Here is a 17,587-nt window from a genome sequence, read left to right on the forward strand (position 1 = left end):
CGTATTAGGACAGCTGAAATTCGGGCAAGTTAACGAGGCGGGTTGCGAAAGGTCGCAGGTTTGCCAAGCCGCCACCGATGGGGTCGGAAGCAGACGAATCGATCCTTTCGCGAGTTTGCTTGGCAACGTCATCTTGAAGCAGCAATTGGCCCAGCAACTTGGCTGCCGACGGAGCATCCTCGCTGCCATATCGCTGCACCAAGCTTGCGGGGTCGAGCTTGCCGCCATAGCGACCCTCGGGTGCAAGCAGTTCACCGGCGAGATTCATTCGGCCCGCCATCGTGGCGGCATTGATCCAATGGTGTCCGCCGTGCCATCCTTCGATGGTCGGAGGATTGTACAAGCTTTGGCCGAGTCCGTTGAGGTCCTCTGCCAAGCGGACCGTCGAAACACTCCCTTCCAGCGCCCGCACGATCCCGACACCGTACTCAACAGGACTCTTGATCCGGCGACGATAGGCAACCTTTGAATAGAACAGATTGCTTCGTAGGATGACCTCAACCACCTGTCTAATGTCGTAGTCCTTCGAGAGCATCCCCGTCAACGGCGCTAGCAATTCCGAAGTAGGCTGGTCGACTTCCGAAACGAACCAACGATAGAGTTTGGCTGCCAGTGTTTCCGCAGATAAGGGATGCTCGAGCACGATTCGCACGACATCTTGCACTTTCCAATTTCCTGTTCGGCCAAGAATGTTCTTGGCACCCTCATCATGCTCTCGGTCGAAATATCGCAGCTTTCCACGCAGGACAAACCATCCTGTAAAGGCTCGTGACGCTTCTCGAACGTCCTCTTCGCCAAAATTGCCTGCGCCCACACTGAGTCGTTGCATCAACTGCCTTGCAAACTGTTCGTTTGGCTGGCTCTTTCGGCTCGTTTCTGCTCCAACGCCCAAGAAAACAGCCGGGTCCGACGCGATTGCGCTCAGCAGTTCGGGGTACTTCCCCAATGCCAAATCGCGAAGTCGACCCATGTGATCAAGCATCAGCGACGCATCACGAACCTGGTCGAATCGGATGCCGAAATGGCTGTGCCAAAAGAGTGTCATCTTTTCCAGTAACGGAAAAGGTGATTCCACCATCCGACGTAACCACCAAGCTTGCAACGATTCCCGATTGCCGGATTTTGCCGCGGCTTGCTCGTCTTGTTCGATGGCACGATAGGATGCAGACAGTGGTTCGTTGACGAGTAACAGTCGATCGACCGCTCGTCTCGGTCCTTGCTGTAAGGCCCGCTGCAGCTCGCCGTAGTTTGCGCCGAAACCCGCCCGGCGGTACAAATGGCCAGCCAACTCCAACGTCCAAGGGTGCTCGTCACTGGGCGTGTACTCAGCCCATGCCCAATCAGAGCTGACGACAGCATCCTTCTCAGCCGGTGACTTGATTTGCAGATCTGTACTCATCATTGGTCTCCCTGCTGCGATCGTTCGCTCGTGTGGGGGGTCATCGGCTCCGAGTCAAGCGCGAATTCGATTTTCAAGACAGCGTGCGATTTGCCTTCCTTCGTACTCGCGTCGATGGACACGTTGCGCAGGTGCTGCAGGATGGCAATCAGCACCTTTTGCTGTTGCTCCGCCTGCTCGCGGGTGTTCCCATCTTCGACCATGTTGTTTCTCACCATCGCATCGAAGTTGGCATTCAGAATTGCCGCCAACTGCGGACCGCTGAGGACCACGAGACTGTGCGAACTCGGAACCGGCTTCATGTCGCTTCGCTCTGCAATCTGATCGATCAGATCTTGAGTCAGACTATCGGAGGAGCTAAGGATCAGGTAATCGCCCGGCATCGCCAACGTTGGCTGGAAGTTGAATCGTGAATCGACGTTGGAACGATCGTGGTCGCCGAATACGGAGAATGCAGCCGTGGTGTAAATCACGTCGGCATGTTGGGGCTTGTCAATGATCAGACCGGGTTCTGCCTGTTGGCCGCGGGTGAAATTGACAAGTCCAATCGCCTTCTGCCAAGCTTCTTCGATGATCGGAGCGAACCGATCTCGGTCTCGCATCTTCAAAACGACGGCGAACCCAGGCAACTGCAACAGCGGCGTGCCGACGTTCTCGGCGTAGCGCTGCTCAGCGACGACCACACAGAGCTGCGGCTGCGTCTCTGCTAAAACCTCCTCGGTCAGGTCGCGACCGGTGAAGAAAATCCCCATCATGTTCTCAAAGAAGATGATTCCCGACGTTCGCTCTGGAAACAATTCGTCCTTTGCAGCGTAATAGCGGTACAGGTCGCGATACAGGCTGATCCCCGCGATCTGACCGGGCACGACAAAGTTCGGCATCGCACCGTCGTCCGCTTGTTGTGGTAGCGCGAATCCATCCACTGCGGCTGGGTAACCGACGCTTCCATCGGTCGTCATTTCAAGCTGAATCGCATCCCCGTTGACCTCGGCTGTGATGATCAGCCACGACGCTTCGCGAAGCGATCGTTGTAGGGGAGCCAACAGCAGCGTCGCGAGCGGATTTTCGTTTTCTGACAACGCACGCTTCAAGTCAGGCACCTGCTTCAGTACCTCCATGTTCGCGTAGACGGTTGCGACCGCGTCCACACTGGCAGCTGCTTTCGCCTTCTTGTACGACTCGGAATCCGCGAAACAGGGCAGGCTCGAGTTTGCGCGGCGATCAATCGCCGCTTTCAACACTTCGGGTTTGTTGGATACCAGCAAACGGTTGTCGATGATGGCATGCATCTCGTTGGGAGCAAGCGACCATCCGGTCACACCCTGGTAGATGGCAGATTTCACGGGGTCGCCCTGGCCAAGGGCTTTCGCATCGTCGCGGGCATGGCTCAGGAAAAACTCGTGGATTTCGTTGATCAATTTCGCATCTTCACCTTCCACGACCAACAAGTTCGAGTCATTCGGGCCGAGTGCCAAAGTGATGTTGCCACCAGCTGCTTTCTTTAAAAGCGTTGCAAAATCGCATTCGAACCTGCCTTTGAAGTAGTTCAGCAGGAATATAGCTTGCTGAGCGTCGGGATCGGCCATCGCGTCTTGGTAGGCCGACAGCGACGTGACCGCTTGCACCACGTCATCGCGGAAAGCTCGATCGACAAGCACGTCTGGACGACTGATTTCCGCAACGATCCAAGCATCCGGCGAAACCCACTGGGTCACCGCGGGCGTTTCGGCCGCGGTGGGTCGTGACGTTAGCAAGAAAGTGGCAGACGCAATCAACAAGGCAACACGAAACATCGAATCAACTCCATGGTGGGGGATGGGTTGGAGTTCAACCGTTCGCTCGTGAGCGAACGGTTCCGATACAGTCCTGCGACCGAACTCCAGCATCGACAAAATTTTGAAATGACAACTCACAAATCACGCCGACCAAATAACAGCGTCGCAAGACCGACACAGGCCAACGTTGGCAGGCCATAGCCCATGACGACTCGAAGCAACGAGAAATCTTGATAGTCACCGCGCTCAAAAAACTCTGGCGGCTGTTGCCGTACCGCGGCGGACCGACCGGTCAACAGGTTCAGGAAATCAGCCGCTTGGTCCGCTGCCGCTTGCATGTCCTCTGTATCTGCCTGGGCCGACGAATCGGCTTCGGCGGTCTTCCACGGCGTTCGTAGCAATGTCGGCAACGATTGATTCAAGCTGATCGGGGAAAACTCTTCGAGTGAAAACGTATGCAATACCAAGTTAACCGGGATCCAAAATAAGATTAGTACCGCTGCAGCAAACAGTGGACTCTTCAATAGGGTGCCAGCAAAAAAACCAAGCGAGACAAGGAATGTTAAAACCAAACCGACGACCATCAACGAAGCAGCGACGCCATACCCTGCCACGCCATCATCCGGTACGGATGCCCGCTCTGCCGCCATCACGATCCAAACAACGGGCAGGATTACCACGGCGAATGCGAGCAGCACCGCGATCACGCGGGCGGCCCAGGATGCCAACAGGTACTCCCATCGGTTTACCGGCCGACACAAGATGCCATCGGACAATGCTTCGAGTCGCGAGCCGGTAACAGGGTTCAGCCCTAGCAGTAGCACAACAAAGAACCAGGGAAAGACCAGATAGGGAAACAAAAGCTGTGCGACCAGCAATGCCGTCGGAGTTTGCCCCCAATTTGCGGTGACGATAAAGAACGTGACCAACGCGGTGGCGACGAGCCATCCACGTACAAGCCAGCTCTTGCCGAGGCCGCGAAGCTCATAGGACAGAATCGCCAATAGCGGCATGCTCGTCGCTCGTAGCTTTGAGATCGAACCGCCGAAATCCATGTTCGCTGTCCTCTTGTAGGAGTTGTAAGTACGCGTACTCGGTGTCACTTTGCGTAGAGCGGAGGGCTAACAGAGACAAATCGCTCGATTCGACCCGTTTGAGCACCTCCGCGACCACTCCGGCGCGGCTGTGCCGATCGGAGATCTCGACGACGATCGAATGCATCTCGTGACTGCACGCTGCAACACCCGGCACCTCCGCAACCTGCTGCTGTAGCTGTAAGATCGCGTCGACCTCACCATCAAGCTCCAAGCAAAAGTCATCGCGTTGCAGTCGCTGTTTCATCTCACGCATCGAACCGCTAAAGATCATTCGGCCTTCTTGCATCACTCCAACGTGATCGCAAATCTGATCAATGTCACTGAGGATGTGCGTTGCGACCACCACCGTTCGCGATTTCGCAAGTTCACGGATCAGGTCCAGGGTAAAACGTCGGGCTGATGGATCAAGACCTGCGGTGGGTTCGTCCCAAATCAATAGCGGCGGATCCGCTAACAGCGAAGCAGCAATGCCGAGCCGAGTTCTCATCCCCGTCGAAAAGGTTGCGATCCGTTGGTGTGTCGCCCCTAACAACCCCACGGCGCGAAGGAGTGACGTTAATCGCGGCTTGCGAAGCTGGCTCGGCAGCCGACACAGTTTGCCGAGTAAATCGAGGTACTCGACAACACAAAGGTGGCCAGGCAATACGGGGTGCGTTGGCAAATAGCCTATCATGGCGCGCACATCGGTCGCGCGGGGACCACAGCGCCGACCGAATACCTTGGCCTCGCCGGCCGAGGCCTGCTGCAACCCGAGCAACAACTTTAGCGTGGTGGTCTTGCCAGCTCCATTGGGACCCAGCAAGCCGTACACAGAACCGACGGGTACCTTCAAGGTCATGTCGTTCACTGCGATGACACGCTGAGCATAAATCTTGGTCAGATGTTCCGTGTGGATTGCCAAGTCCATAAGCGATACCGTGATCGTCTTGACGGTTGGAGGGGGGGATTGCAAGGAAGCGGGGGGAGGTGTCTGCGAAAGGTGATTCGCAGAACATCAAAAACTATTGGACACGAAACGAGAAAGTTATGCTATTTGCCGAACGTGGTTTGATACGAACGGATACAAAGAATAGACCGTCTTGGCCGAACCCAATACTGTAGAATCACAGAAAACCACAACGATCCATGCCTGGAAGTTTACCCCAATGAACCCATTTTTGCTCTCCTTCGTTGCGACATATCACCGCAGATTCGCAGTCGGCATTTGTTGTTTCGCTGCGATCATCTCCTCGGCTGGATCATTGCACGCAGAGACCGAGACCGTGGCAACGCCTGCGAACAGCGATCGCAGTGCCACTGAGCTGTTGCCGTCTTCGATCGTTGGATTCGCGCAAGTGTCGAACCTTGGCCAAGTGATGTCGACTGTCATCGATCACCCGTTGCACCATCGCATTAAGAGCTTGCCTGCCTATGAGGCCTTTCTTGAATCGGAACCGAGACGCCAGCTTCGTGTGGCAATTGATGCATTCGAAGGCAGCATGGGCCAACCATGGCAACAAGCACTCGCGACGCTTTCTGATGGCGGCATCAGTGTCGCATTGGATTCGAAGGGTGGCGGCGTTGCGTTGTTGGTGAAGTCGTCTAGCCGTGACAGCTTAGAACGACTTCGCGGATTCTTGCTGGCCATCTCCAGTATGAAACAGGGCGGCACGACTCCTCAGCAGGGAGAGTACCGCGGGTTCACCGCGTACCAGTTCAACAAAAAACTGAAGATGGCATTGGTTGACAATTGGTGCTTGATCACCAACAGCTCGGAGCTTGGACAATCGATTATCGATCAATACCTTGACGGCGGTGGCGAGTCGTTGCAGTCCAAAGAATCGTTTAGGCAGTCGGTTGAAAGTATGGATTCGCAACAGCGCGACACGGCTGCGGTATGGGGATGTTTTGATGTGGAAGCTTTGCGTAACGCAGGCGTTGCCGAGGGTTTTTTCAACGAAAAGGTGGACAACTTTGGGGGCGAGTTGGTCCTTGGCGGGATGATTGCAAACCTTCGTCATACGCCCTTTGTTACCGGGACCGTCCATCTGGAACAACCGGGGCTTCGACTACAACTTGCGACACCCCATGACCGTGATTGGGAACCGCCACGCGAATATTACTTTGGTGAAGCGTCGAGCGCATCGGCGCCACCGCTATTGAATCTCGAGAATCGCTTGTTTGCAGTCTCTTCACATCGTGACCTGTCGCAAATGTGGCTACGAGCGGGGGACTTGTTGAGCGATCGAGTGGTGGATCAACTCGCCAAAGCGGACACGCAACTGACAACGCTTTTCTCGGGGCGTGACTTCGGCGAAGACATTCTTGGTGCGCTCGAAAGTGAGATTCAAATCATCGGCGTCTCACAGGATTTCAGCGATCACCGACCTCGCCCTGCGATCCAATTGCCCGCATTCGCGATTCAATTTCGGATGAAAACCCCTGCCGAGACTCAACCAGAAATCCGACGCATCTTTCAGAGCTTCGTTGGTTTCGCGAATGTCACCGGCGCGATGAACGGTCAGCCTCCGTTGGACCTTGGTTTGGAAACGAGCGGCTCGGCACAGATGGTGACAGCAACCTATGTACCCGAACGCGACGAGCGAGACAGCGTGACGGCACCCATTCAATTCAATTTCTCGCCCACGATCGCGTTTGCATCCGAACGAGTCATTTTCTCTAGCTCCACGGCTTTGGCTCGTCAGATGGTTCAATCCGCGGGCACAAGCGAAGTAGCGAACGATCGCGATGCGAACACTGAGTTGCTGGTCGACGTAAACTCGCTTCACCAAGTCCTCGAAGCGAACCGGCCACAGCTTGTTGCGGGAAACATGCTCGAGAAGGGGAATTCGGAAAATGCAGCCCAGCAGGAGATCGGCTTGTTGCTGGAGATGGTTGGCTTGATGAAACAACTAAGTTTGGAGCTCAACGTGGCAGAGACGCAGATGCAATTGAATGCTGCAATCACCGTTGACTCGGATCGACCTCAATCGGGAGCGAACGAGTGACCGAGGTCCAAGCGAACCGAGTCGATCCCGATTGGGCATGGCAGCCGTTCGAACCGACGGCCCAACGACCTTGGGACCGCCGACTCGCCGCACACCTGTACCGTCGGGCGGGTTTCGGGGCGGACCTCGCGACGCTCGACGAGGCACTGCTGCGCACACCTGCGGAAGTGGTGGATGAACTTTTGCAGGCCAATCGTGAACCCATACCGTTTCAGGTGACCGCGGATTCACTTGCGCAAACGATTCTCGCGAGTGGCGATCCAAAACGTTTGTCTTCCGCTTGGGTCTACCGGTTGCTGTTCACGCCGAGTCAGTTACTCGAAAAGACAACGCTTTTTTGGCATGGCCATTTTGCCACCAGCGCTGACAAAGTAACGGACGCGACCTTGATGTGGCAGCAGAACCAATTGCTCCGCTCTTATGCACTCGGCCGCTTCGACGAAATGGTTGAAGCGATTGCTCAAGATCCCGCGATGCTGATCTATCTCGACTCGACCGCGAACCGAAAGGCACATCCAAACGAGAATTTTGCACGTGAGTTGATGGAGCTTTTCTGTTTGGGCGAGGGAAATTTTCGCGAAGGCGATGTGCGGGAATTGGCGAGGTGCTTTACCGGGTGGGAAATCAAGAACAACCGATTTCGAAAGAATCGATATCAGCAAGACACTGGTCCGAAATCACTGTTTTCCAGGACGGGACCTTTCGACGGCGAGGAAGCCATTGCCATCGTGACCGAACAACCGTCACTTGAGCGGTTTTTGGCGAGGAAATGGTATCGATTTTTTGTCTCAGATGAACCCCAGCCGAGCGCCGAGTTGTTGCAACCGTTGGCCGATTGCTTTCGCGCCAGTGGCCTGCAGGTGGCTGCTCCGCTGACCATGCTGCTGAAGAGCAATCTGTTCTTCTCCGAGCATGCCATAGGACGTAAGATCAAATCACCCGTTGAGTTTGTGGTTGGAACCCTGCGTTGTCTGAACGCGACCACGAATACCAACCGCGTCGCGGATGGATTGCGGACGATCGGTCAAGGCTTGTTTTACCCGCCCAACGTCAAAGGATGGGACGGGGGACGGACATGGATCAACTCGTCAACCTTGATTGGGCGCGCGAACCTGATGGCCGATTTGTTGGGCGACAGCGTGACGCGGTTCGACGGCAAACCAGTCAGCGAGTACTTTCGTTCCCTTGGTGTGAGGACGACGAGCGAAGCCATCGAGCATTTGGAGCAATGCCTGTTGGTGACTCCGCTGAGCGAGCAGACTAAGTCTGAATTGCGATCATCCGTTGAACTTCAATCCACCCAGGATGAGCAAGGGATGCGTTCATTGTTGCTCACCGTGACTTCGCTTCCGCAGTGCCAAATCGGTTAGGACTTTGTCGTCCATGATGGTTGGGTGCTCACTTTCGGTTGCAACGCATGCGTTATCAACACAATGAAATGACCACGACATAATTCCAGCGACCAACGGGATCGGAGCAGGCTGCTTAACAGGTAGCTCGCTTCGCCTGCGGTCGCAATGCATGATGAAATTGGAGATGGGTATGTTCTTTTCCGACTCGACATCGCGGCGTCGATTCTTGCGTTCTTCGATCGGCGGCGCTACGGCTGTTGGAATCGGCGCGGCGATCCCCGACTGTTTCTTGCAGGCTTCGGAAAGGGCTCTGCACGCATCCGAACGGATTTTGGTCGTCGTTCAAATGACCGGTGGAAACGATGGGCTCAACACGGTGATTCCTTATGCGAACGACGACTACCGGTCCGCTCGGCCGAAATTGGCCATCCCCGATGCCGATGTGTTGAAGTGTAGTGACGAGCTTGGCTTTCATCCGTCGATGTCTTCCATGCGACAGCTTTTCGAAGACGGAAAGATGACGGTGGTCTGTGGCGTCGGCTACGACCAACCGAATCGATCCCATTTTGAATCGATGGACATTTGGCACACGTGCCGACGCAAGAATGAACTCCGCGATGACGGTTGGCTCGGGCGATTTCTCGCTACCCAAGACCGCCCCGTTGGCGGTGACGTGCTGGCTTTGCATTTGGGTCAAGAAAAACAGCCCTTTGCGCTGGCGTCAAACCGTGTTCGTGTGCCGACGATTCGTGAACTGGCGGAGTTTCAGCTTCGCGGTCAAAAAGGAAAGGCGCTAAGTCGTTTTCTTACCAAGAGTGTGGAACAAGCTCCTGCCCAATCCGATGACTTATTGAAATTTTTGCAATCCAGTACGGCTTCGGCTCTTGAGGCGAGTCAGCGTGTGACCGAAGCGTCGCAAGATTACCGATCCGAGCTGCGCTATCCCGAAACGTCGCTCGGGAAAAAACTGCGTGTGATTGCGCAATTGATCGATGCAGGGCTGTCGACCCGGGTCTACTACGTTCAGCTTGACGGATTTGACACGCACGCGAACCAGCCCAACACGCATGCGATTCTGTTGCGAGAATGGAGCGATGCGGTTTCAACATTCATCCGTGATTTGGAGGGACATCACCATGGGGATCGAGTTTGCGTGATGACGTTTAGTGAGTTCGGTCGACGGGTGGCGGAGAACGCGAGCCAGGGAACGGACCACGGTGCCGCAGGGCCGATGTTCTTGTGTGGCGGAGGGCTGGTCCCTGGGATCATCGGCGGTTACGCGAGTTTGACCGATTTGCAAGACGGTGACCTCAAGCACCAAACCGATTTTCGACAAGTCTATGCGGCCGTGTTGAGGTCGTGGCTTGGGGTGGACCCGGCCGCCATTCTCGGTGGCCAGTATGCGCCGCTTCCGCTGTTCGCATCGATGGCCGACCCTACATTGGGCTAACGCGGATTCATGCCTGGTGGCGCTGCCATCCGAACCCCTTCGAGCTGCAGGTTCTCGAGTTCCATGGTCTTCGTGTTCAGCGTCATGGTGCGAACGGCACCTTCCATTCCCGGTTGCCCATTGGCGGGTTGATGACGGTAGAGCGCTGGCCGATTTGGGGCCCCATGCATCGTGAACAGTTCCTTGCCGGAAGCATAGGCTGCTCGGGTGGCGGTGCATTCGAACAAGCCACGATCACTTCGATTTCGAAACACAACGCCACCGGTAGCTTGAGCTTCCCAACGCGCGGGCAAACCGGGAATGCGGGGCTGATTTTGGTTTTCGGGTGAGATCGCGAACTTTAACTGGTCACAATCCAGCGTCGACTGGCCCGTGGATAGCGCGTCCATGGTTTGTGCATCAAAGGTCTCGTCCCAAGAAGTGACGTCGCGGACGCCCACCCGAACGCCTCGAAAAAAGTCAAGTGTTTGGTTGGCCAAATCGGCTTGCATGGCGTCATGAAAGACCAAGTGGATGCTGGACAGTGTGGGGTCATTCGGATCCGCTGTGGCCGTCTTGCCAGGCATCGATTCTGCAAGGCTGCCGCGTGTCCAACACCGATACCATCCCGGTCCCGTGCCAATCAACTTGGCCCCAGCCGAGCGGTTGCTTCCACTGGCCCCATTGGCATTCTTTGCCGCTTGAAGCTTCTCGCCGGTCATGGGGAACAATTTCAACGTCTCGGCGTGTAGCAGGTGCCTCGCTTCGGTCAAACCGTCGGCAGCATGTTGGATGGCCTCGACGAGCAGCGGACGCGAATCGCTCTGGGTTAGCTCAATGCGCTGAATGGTCGCATTTCGCATTGTTTTCAAGTCCCGGACCTCTACACCGTCATCGAGCAGAATCTCCATGCGATCCCCGTCGACAGCAATTCGCCACGGATCGCGACCATGGATGAGCGAAGCCTCGATTTCGACTCCGTCGGTCAATACCGCTTTTTTACCATCAAAAATCATCTCCCCTTGCCAACGGCAAAGGGGCGGTGAGGTGAATTGCATGGCGGATGCTGTGCCGCTGAACCCATCCGTCGCAAGTCCATTGGGCAGCGCTTGCGAGGGAATTCGGAGTTCACCTGCTTCGTTGATCCAAACGACATTGTCACTCGGTCGTATCTGGATCACTGGGCCGACAAAATAGCCGTCGCCGAGTTCAATTCGCGCTGGGGAATCCACTCCGCTACCGAGGTGCAACACATCCTCGCCGCCTCCGTCAATCAATCGCAATTCTTCGCCCGTCAATTTCGCCATCATCGGCTGCCCACCGAGTTGGACCGTATGGATCAGCTCGACGCTACCACGAACGCTCAAGTCCTTTGCCTGGATACCTTCGTCACTAAGCAACAACTTTGCCGAAATCACGTTGCCACGGACCTTCGGTTGCTGTCGCGCCCCGGGCACCAAGGTTGGCGAATTCGTACTGGGTTGTGCGACCAGTTGCCGGATCGTCGCTGGTTGGTTCGGATTGGATTGATCCACCATGGCGAGATCGCTGGGATCCGGATCGACAAAAAACAAACGCAATTCATCCGTGTCGGCGGCGAGGGCTGCGGTATCGAGATGGACCAATCCTGAGGCGGACAGCGACTCGGGGACCAGTGTTCGCCGCGAGTTGGGATCGGACGCCAATGGGGCGGAGGATGGATCGGGTTTTAGAACACCTTGAATGGCATTTGCATTGAATTGACCTCCGTCGGATAGCGTCGTCTTGACATCCCCGTCGATCCACATTTGAAACCGTGCGTCCAACGACTTTGCGGTGGTTGCGGACAAAGGTCGCAGCGCAAAGCTGTCCTTCCATTGAATTCGCCGAAGCGGAAGCTCGGGATCCTCTATTTGGACGATGCCCAACCCACGCGCGTCGATGGCGCCAAGTGTTTCTGGCGAGCTCGGATCGTATTGGTACACGATCGACTCGAGTCGCGCGTGGATGCCACCACGGCGGACATCAATGCCTTGGTTACCATCGGCACGCAACAGCCCTCGATTGGCTTGAAGATCAATCTGTCCCGCTGCCAATCGTAAGTCTAAATTCGGTAGATCGGCCACCAACGGTGCTCCGGTCGCTTTCACTCGAGTGATCCAATCAAGCGGCCCATTTCGAGGGATCTCTTTATTATTTGGATCACGAAACGTCAATTCAACGGTATCACAATCAAACCGATCGGTCGCCGCACCGCGGATTTGGTGAATCATCGCAACATGATTTCGTAACATCAATTGGTTGATTGCAAAATCATACTCGACTCGGCCACTACACTCCACGTTCACAACCGCCGCTGGTTGCATCGCGACCTTGCTGGCATAAAAGCCAGCCTGCGGATTGAGTTCATTCGGACTGGCCTCGGCGGAGGATGTCGTCGCTGGCCAAAGCCCGCCGCCTTCAAGCGGGAGAGTCAGTTCCTCGAGGTAGATCAACTCCATACGATCAAGTAGCGCCGCGCTCTCGGTTTGCATCATCGGCGACGAAGCCGCCGTGGCAAGGTGAATGGTCAAATCACGGCCGATCAGTTTGGCCCGGCCAAGGTTCATTTGAATGGCTTCAAATGTTCGAATCGTCTGATTGTCGATCTCAACATTTGCCGTTCGGATGTACAACGAATCAGCTGGGTTCTCCGGATCGAGACGGCTGATTTGGACCACGCCCTTGATTAAACCGCGCTTGATCGGTGGGGCACTGCCGCTCATCGGATCGAGTGAACCGGTGAAGCGGATCTCTGCGCCTTCACGTGATTCGATCACCACAGGCGATCCGCTCGAGTCGCCGTTGATACCGCGGCCGATCACAATGGTCATCGGCGATAGCTTCCACTGATCGGGCGAAACTTGCAGCAAGTTCTCGAATAGCAACATGCCGCTGGCGGTTTGTAGTCGCTTACACTTGCCTCGCTGCCATGCGCCCACCGGGAACAGGTCACCGAGCGTATCGTCAGCGTGCAGCTCGGTTCTCGGCGCCATCGCCATCGCTTCGATCTTGGGCGGACGCAACCAAGACACCACCAACACCTGATAGACGATCGCTATCACGGCCAAGGCAGCCAACGCGGTTAGGTAGTGAGTAAGCTTACGAACCATGTTCCGTTTTCAAGTGTTCGTGCCATCGATTTTTCGCGCGCAACAGCCGTTCAATTGCCTCGCGGACCGCACCCCGACCGCCACCCGAACGCAGGACCCAATGGGCAGCATCGCGTGCGTCCGAGGCAGCATCGGCGGGCGCAACGGCCAAGCCAACTTGTCGCATCACCGGAATATCGGGCAAATCATCGCCGACGTAGCAAACCTGATCAGCGGAGCAGCCTATGGCGCCAAGCATTTCCTGAGCCGCAGGCCATTTGTCTTCAAAGCCTTGCATCACATGAGTGATGCCAAGGTCCGCCGCGCGTTGGACCACGGCATTGCCCGTTCTCGCCGTCAAGATGCCAAACGTAAAACCACTTGTCATCCATAGTTTGATGCCAAGCCCATCTCGAGCATGGAACTGCTTGATTTCCATCCCCGTATCGCTGTAGATGATTCGGCCATCGGTCAAAACGCCGTCCACATCCGAGAGGATGCACGTAATCGGAGCGGCTGCTTCTGCATCGCTGGTAAGTCGTTCAGGCATCGTCAATGAATCGGTAGAATGGAGGGTTCGTCTTGTTCACCAAGGAGTGCCGCAACATCGGTGATGTCGATCATGCCAAGTGGACGGTTCAAGGCATCGACGACCGGCAACTCGCTGATGTGCCGCCGCGACATGACAGCAATCGCCTCTTGCAGCAGCGTTCCCGTCCGCGCGGTTTTGGGGTCTCGAGTCATCCGATCCGCGATCGGCTGGTCGAGTGCAACGTCGTTGCGTGTTTCCAGTAACCGCGCAAGATCACTGTCGGTGAAGATTCCAACAAGTTCCGCAGAATCGTTGACCAACATCACCGCTCCGGTGCGGCGACCGTTCTTGCTTGTTCGCACCATCGCTTCACGGACGGTGATGTTGCTCGGAGCGATTCGGCAAGCCGTCAGCCCTCGCATCATTTGATCCACACTCGCTAATTGTTGACCCAGCGCACCGCCGGGGTGAAAGCGAGCAAAATCTTCCGGTGTAAATGACCGCAACCGGCTGGCTAACATGGCGATTCCATCCCCCACGGCCATCATCACCGCCGTGCTCGAAGTCGGTGCCAAGCCGTTGGGGCATGCTTCGTTATGTTTGCCAATCGCAACAACGCAATCGGCGGCGTGGGCCAGCGGGTTGTCGTCCGTCGCGGTGATTGCAATCAAGCCCGCGGAGTTCTGACGCAGGTGGGGGGCAATCCGCACGACCTCTTCGCTTCGGCCCGAGTTGGAAATGGCCCACACCAAGTCATTTTGGCGAACCCGTCCCAGATCGCCATGAATGGCCTCAGCCGGATGCAGAAAGTGTGCTGGCGTCCCCGTGCTGGCGAGTGTGGCAACCAGCTTTTTTCCGACAATTCCCGCCTTTCCGACACCGGTGACAACGACACAGCCGTCACAATTTGCTGTCATTTCGGCGGCCTGGACCGCGTCGCTGGTGACCTGAGACGCAGCCGATAAAATGGCATTTCCTTCAATCGCAATGATTTCTCGAAGGATTCGCAGTCGTTCAAGCAGGGTAGCGGGCGGCAGATTCGCCGCGGAATTCGCGGGCGATTGCGGTGAGAACGGTATCTTTTCGGCTGCGGACACTGCGAGACCTTCCTTGGTGCTTCGATGTCATTTGAATGATCAAACGCGGCAGGGTGTTTCGATCTTACTCAGAATTGGCAGCTGATCACAAGACGTTTGAACCACCCGTCCAATAGCGGAACGCACGCATGGTTTGCCGTGCGGCTTCGGCAGGATTGGGCAAAGGAAACGCTTCGGCGCACAAGTAGCCGGAGTAGTCTAGCTCGCGGAGTGCTGCAAGGATCGGGCCCATCACCATGTGGCCGCAACCGACGGGCCAGCGATTGCTATCAACAAAGTGGATGTGTCCGACACGCTTGCCGGCAAATCGAAGTGCATCCGCAATGTCAACCTCTTCGATGTTCATATGAAACAAATCGCAAAGCAGCTTCACGTTGCCGGTGGACAACGATTCAAGCAGTTCGACGCCTTGAGCAACCGTGTTGCACTGATTCGTTTCGTAACGGTTGAGTGGCTCATACAGTAAAGGGACGTTGTACTTCGAAGCATGAGCGCCGCCATCTTCCAGTGCTTCGGCCAAGTATTCGCGTGCCGTCTTCGGATCCACGTTCTGATCACTACGACCTTGCATCGAACCGATGATCGTCATGGCGGAAAAGCTGCCCGCTAAATCGATCAGTTCACGTACGAAACGCTTGGCTTGATCTCGTTTTGCTGCATCCGCATCCGCCAATTGCAGGCCCCGCTTCACCCAACCGGCTCCGGTCCCGAGTGCAGCGAGCCGAACGCCCGCAGCATCGAGGTGTTTCGCGAGCGCGTCGGCATCCAAGGATTCGACACCGGGTGAGAATATTTCGACCGCATCAAAGCCCAACTCTGCAGCAAAAGCGATCGATCGTTCGAGTCCATCCCAAAGCACAAAAGGGCCGCCGCGTGCTTCTTCAACCAGACTGACGGTGATACAGGATTTCATGAGACGGGCCGGGGAGAGGGCGTTTTAACGGTTCAGGTCACGTTCAAGGCAACCTTCGTTTTCTAGCATAGCCATGTCCGCTTTGGCCATGGGACCTGCTAGCAACCGCTCGGTTCTCGCCGTGAACCTATCGCGAGATCTCTTGCATGGCGGAAGGCAAACCGATCGAGAGGATGTCTGGTAGGTTGCCACCGCTGGTCGATCCGGAAGCCAATCGCATTGCGTGATCACTCGTGAACATTGCCGCCTCGGTATTGCCGCTGGAATGGGGTCGGACCGCCGCGTTGGCCTGAGTGCTTTGCCGCATCGGGGCGCCTTCGTTAAGGTCATGCGAAAAGGGAACCGCCCCCACTTCAAGGCCCCGTTCTATTCGTCAAAATGCTCTTGGCCCGTTTGGGGGGACAAAAATGTAGTGAATTTCCTTACTTTTTATATCGCATTATTTCGAAGTTGGCTCTGCGGTCACTCGCGCTGACCTGCAGGGGCCCTGCGACCGCTACTTTCCAACTCGATGTGGTATAGAAACTCGTACACCTTAGCATGCGTGAGCTCACTCCCGCTATTCATGCTCCATGTTTGAGAGGTAGCTTCCCGATCGCGTTAATCCTAACCAGACCATCATGAACTCTCCGGCGTCACCTGTATCGCTCGCAACGAATGCCACTGGGGGGCATACGGTTGTCGTGTCGCCAAAGCTGACAGGTGCCGTACCGGCGAACCATTCTCAGCAGCCGCTGCCGGGAAAGATCATGATCGTCGATGACGAGATTGCGAATGTTTTAGTCGCAAAAAAGCATCTCGAACGAGCTGGCTATGCCTCCTTCGAAACCACAACCGACTCGTCGATGGCGTTAAGTTTGATTGGTTCGACTCGTCCCGATGTGGTGTTATTGGACATCAACATGCCGGAAGTCAACGGCATTGAGATCTTGCGTGATCTTCGCCAGCGAGCCGAATTTCGGCACTTGCCTGTCTTGATTTTGACGGCAAACAATGACGCGGACGTCAAATTGTCTTGTCTGCAATTGGGTGCGACAGACTTTTTGGTGAAACCGGTGGACCCCATGGAGCTGGCCCCCCGGGTCCGCAACGCACTACAGAACAAATCGTACCAGGATCAGTTGCAAAACTATGCATCGGATCTTGAAGAGAAGATCCGTCAGCGAACTGCGGATCTGGAGAAGTCGAGACGGGAAGTCATTTATTGTTTGGCTCGAGCCGCTGAGCTTCGCGACAACGATACCGGCAACCACGTGATTCGTGTTGGCCGATTTGCGGGATTGATTGCCGCGCAATTGGATCTACCCGATTGGTATGTCGAAGATGTTGAATTGGCGGCACAGTTGCATGATGTTGGTAAGATCGCCGTTCCGGACGCAATTCTCTTGAAGCCGGGGCGTTTGGAGCCGGAAGAATTCGATGTCATTCAAACCCACGTCAAACTCGGCCGTCAGATCATCAAGCCGCACACGATTAATGATGCCAGCTTGTTGCGAAAGCACGCTGACATTGGATGCGAGATGCTACGCGATGGCAGTTCGCTGATGCGTTTGGCGGCCAGTATCGCGCAGACACATCACGAAAAGTATGATGGATCGGGATACCCCATTGGGTTGGCGGGCGAGGACATCCCCTTGGAAGGACGCATCACGGCGGTCGCCGACGTGTATGACGCCTTGGCATCGGAACGCCCTTACAAAAAGGCACTTCCGCGGCAAAAGTGCTTCGACATTCTCGAAGAAGGACGCGGCTCGCATTTTGATCCCAATGTGCTCGATGCCTTTTTTCGCGCGTCCAAAGACATCGTCCGTGTCCAAGTGGAATTCATGGACTTCTGCACCCCCGTTGCAGCCAAGCCGGCGGAATAGGCAATGTATCGGTTCGTAACGTTTTCGC

Annotated in this window: 13 protein-coding genes; 4 read left to right on the forward strand and 9 right to left on the reverse strand. The window is 55.8% G+C overall.

Going from position 1 to position 17,587, the window contains the following annotated elements; all coding sequences use genetic code 11:
- Positions 1-4 precede the first annotated feature (4 nt).
- The 4 genes from Poly41_RS15530 to Poly41_RS15545 form a co-directional block, all read right to left on the reverse strand.
- Positions 5-1,402 carry a DUF1800 domain-containing protein gene (locus tag Poly41_RS15530; RefSeq protein ID WP_146527423.1) on the reverse strand — a complete coding sequence of 466 codons (1,398 nt, stop codon included), beginning with the start codon at positions 1,400-1,402 and terminating at the stop codon, positions 5-7.
- Positions 1,399-3,192, reverse strand: coding sequence for a DUF3352 domain-containing protein (locus tag Poly41_RS15535; protein ID WP_197231371.1), 1,794 nt, complete (start codon positions 3,190-3,192; stop codon positions 1,399-1,401). The genes Poly41_RS15530 and Poly41_RS15535 overlap by 4 nt, the downstream gene beginning before the upstream one ends.
- A 116-nt stretch (positions 3,193-3,308) precedes the next feature.
- Positions 3,309-4,187: an ABC transporter permease gene (locus Poly41_RS15540; protein WP_197231372.1), complete on the reverse strand. Its 879-nt coding sequence runs from the start codon at positions 4,185-4,187 to the stop codon at positions 3,309-3,311.
- A complete protein-coding gene (locus tag Poly41_RS15545; RefSeq protein ID WP_146527428.1) occupies positions 4,159-5,223 on the reverse strand; it encodes an ABC transporter ATP-binding protein in 1,065 nt (354 codons plus the stop codon). Before Poly41_RS15545 ends, Poly41_RS15540 begins: the two co-directional genes overlap by 29 nt.
- A gap of 193 nt (positions 5,224-5,416) precedes the next feature.
- On the opposite strand from Poly41_RS15545, the gene Poly41_RS15550 reads away from it, so the two are divergent.
- The 3 genes from Poly41_RS15550 (at position 5,417) to Poly41_RS15560 (ending at position 10,060) form a co-directional block, all read left to right on the forward strand.
- Entirely contained in the window at positions 5,417-7,258 is a 1,842-nt protein-coding gene (locus tag Poly41_RS15550) for a hypothetical protein (RefSeq protein WP_146527430.1), read from the forward strand.
- Positions 7,255-8,628, forward strand: a complete 1,374-nt coding sequence (locus Poly41_RS15555) for a DUF1800 domain-containing protein (protein WP_197231373.1) — start codon at positions 7,255-7,257, stop codon at positions 8,626-8,628. Before Poly41_RS15550 ends, Poly41_RS15555 begins: the two co-directional genes overlap by 4 nt.
- A 172-nt stretch (positions 8,629-8,800) precedes the next feature.
- Positions 8,801-10,060, forward strand: coding sequence for a DUF1501 domain-containing protein (locus tag Poly41_RS15560; RefSeq protein ID WP_197231374.1), 1,260 nt, complete (start codon positions 8,801-8,803; stop codon positions 10,058-10,060).
- Here the strand turns inward: Poly41_RS15560 and Poly41_RS15565 are convergent.
- The 5 genes from Poly41_RS15565 to Poly41_RS15585 form a co-directional block, all read right to left on the reverse strand.
- Positions 10,057-13,170, reverse strand: a complete 3,114-nt coding sequence (locus Poly41_RS15565) for a hypothetical protein (protein ID WP_146527436.1) — start codon at positions 13,168-13,170, stop codon at positions 10,057-10,059. The genes Poly41_RS15560 and Poly41_RS15565 overlap by 4 nt on opposite strands.
- Positions 13,160-13,699 (reverse strand): KdsC family phosphatase, encoded by a 540-nt coding sequence (locus tag Poly41_RS15570; RefSeq protein WP_146527438.1) that lies wholly within the window; start codon positions 13,697-13,699, stop codon positions 13,160-13,162. The genes Poly41_RS15565 and Poly41_RS15570 overlap by 11 nt, the downstream gene beginning before the upstream one ends.
- A 2-nt stretch (positions 13,700-13,701) precedes the next feature.
- Positions 13,702-14,778 carry a KpsF/GutQ family sugar-phosphate isomerase gene (locus tag Poly41_RS15575; RefSeq protein ID WP_146527440.1) on the reverse strand — a complete coding sequence of 359 codons (1,077 nt, stop codon included), beginning with the start codon at positions 14,776-14,778 and terminating at the stop codon, positions 13,702-13,704.
- Between the two features lie 85 nt (positions 14,779-14,863).
- Positions 14,864-15,691, reverse strand: coding sequence for a sugar phosphate isomerase/epimerase family protein (locus Poly41_RS15580; RefSeq protein ID WP_146527442.1), 828 nt, complete (start codon positions 15,689-15,691; stop codon positions 14,864-14,866).
- A 127-nt stretch (positions 15,692-15,818) separates the two neighbouring features.
- Positions 15,819-15,998, reverse strand: a complete 180-nt coding sequence (locus Poly41_RS15585; RefSeq protein ID WP_146527444.1) for a hypothetical protein — start codon at positions 15,996-15,998, stop codon at positions 15,819-15,821.
- A gap of 313 nt (positions 15,999-16,311) precedes the next feature.
- Here Poly41_RS15585 and Poly41_RS15590 point away from each other — a divergent pair, with 313 nt between their 5' ends.
- Positions 16,312-17,559, forward strand: coding sequence for an HD-GYP domain-containing protein (locus tag Poly41_RS15590; RefSeq protein WP_146527445.1), 1,248 nt, complete (start codon positions 16,312-16,314; stop codon positions 17,557-17,559).
- The last annotated feature ends 28 nt before the right edge of the window (positions 17,560-17,587 follow it).

The organism is Novipirellula artificiosorum (assembly GCF_007860135.1).
GTDB classification, from domain to species: Bacteria; Planctomycetota; Planctomycetia; order Pirellulales; family Pirellulaceae; genus Novipirellula_A; species Novipirellula_A artificiosorum.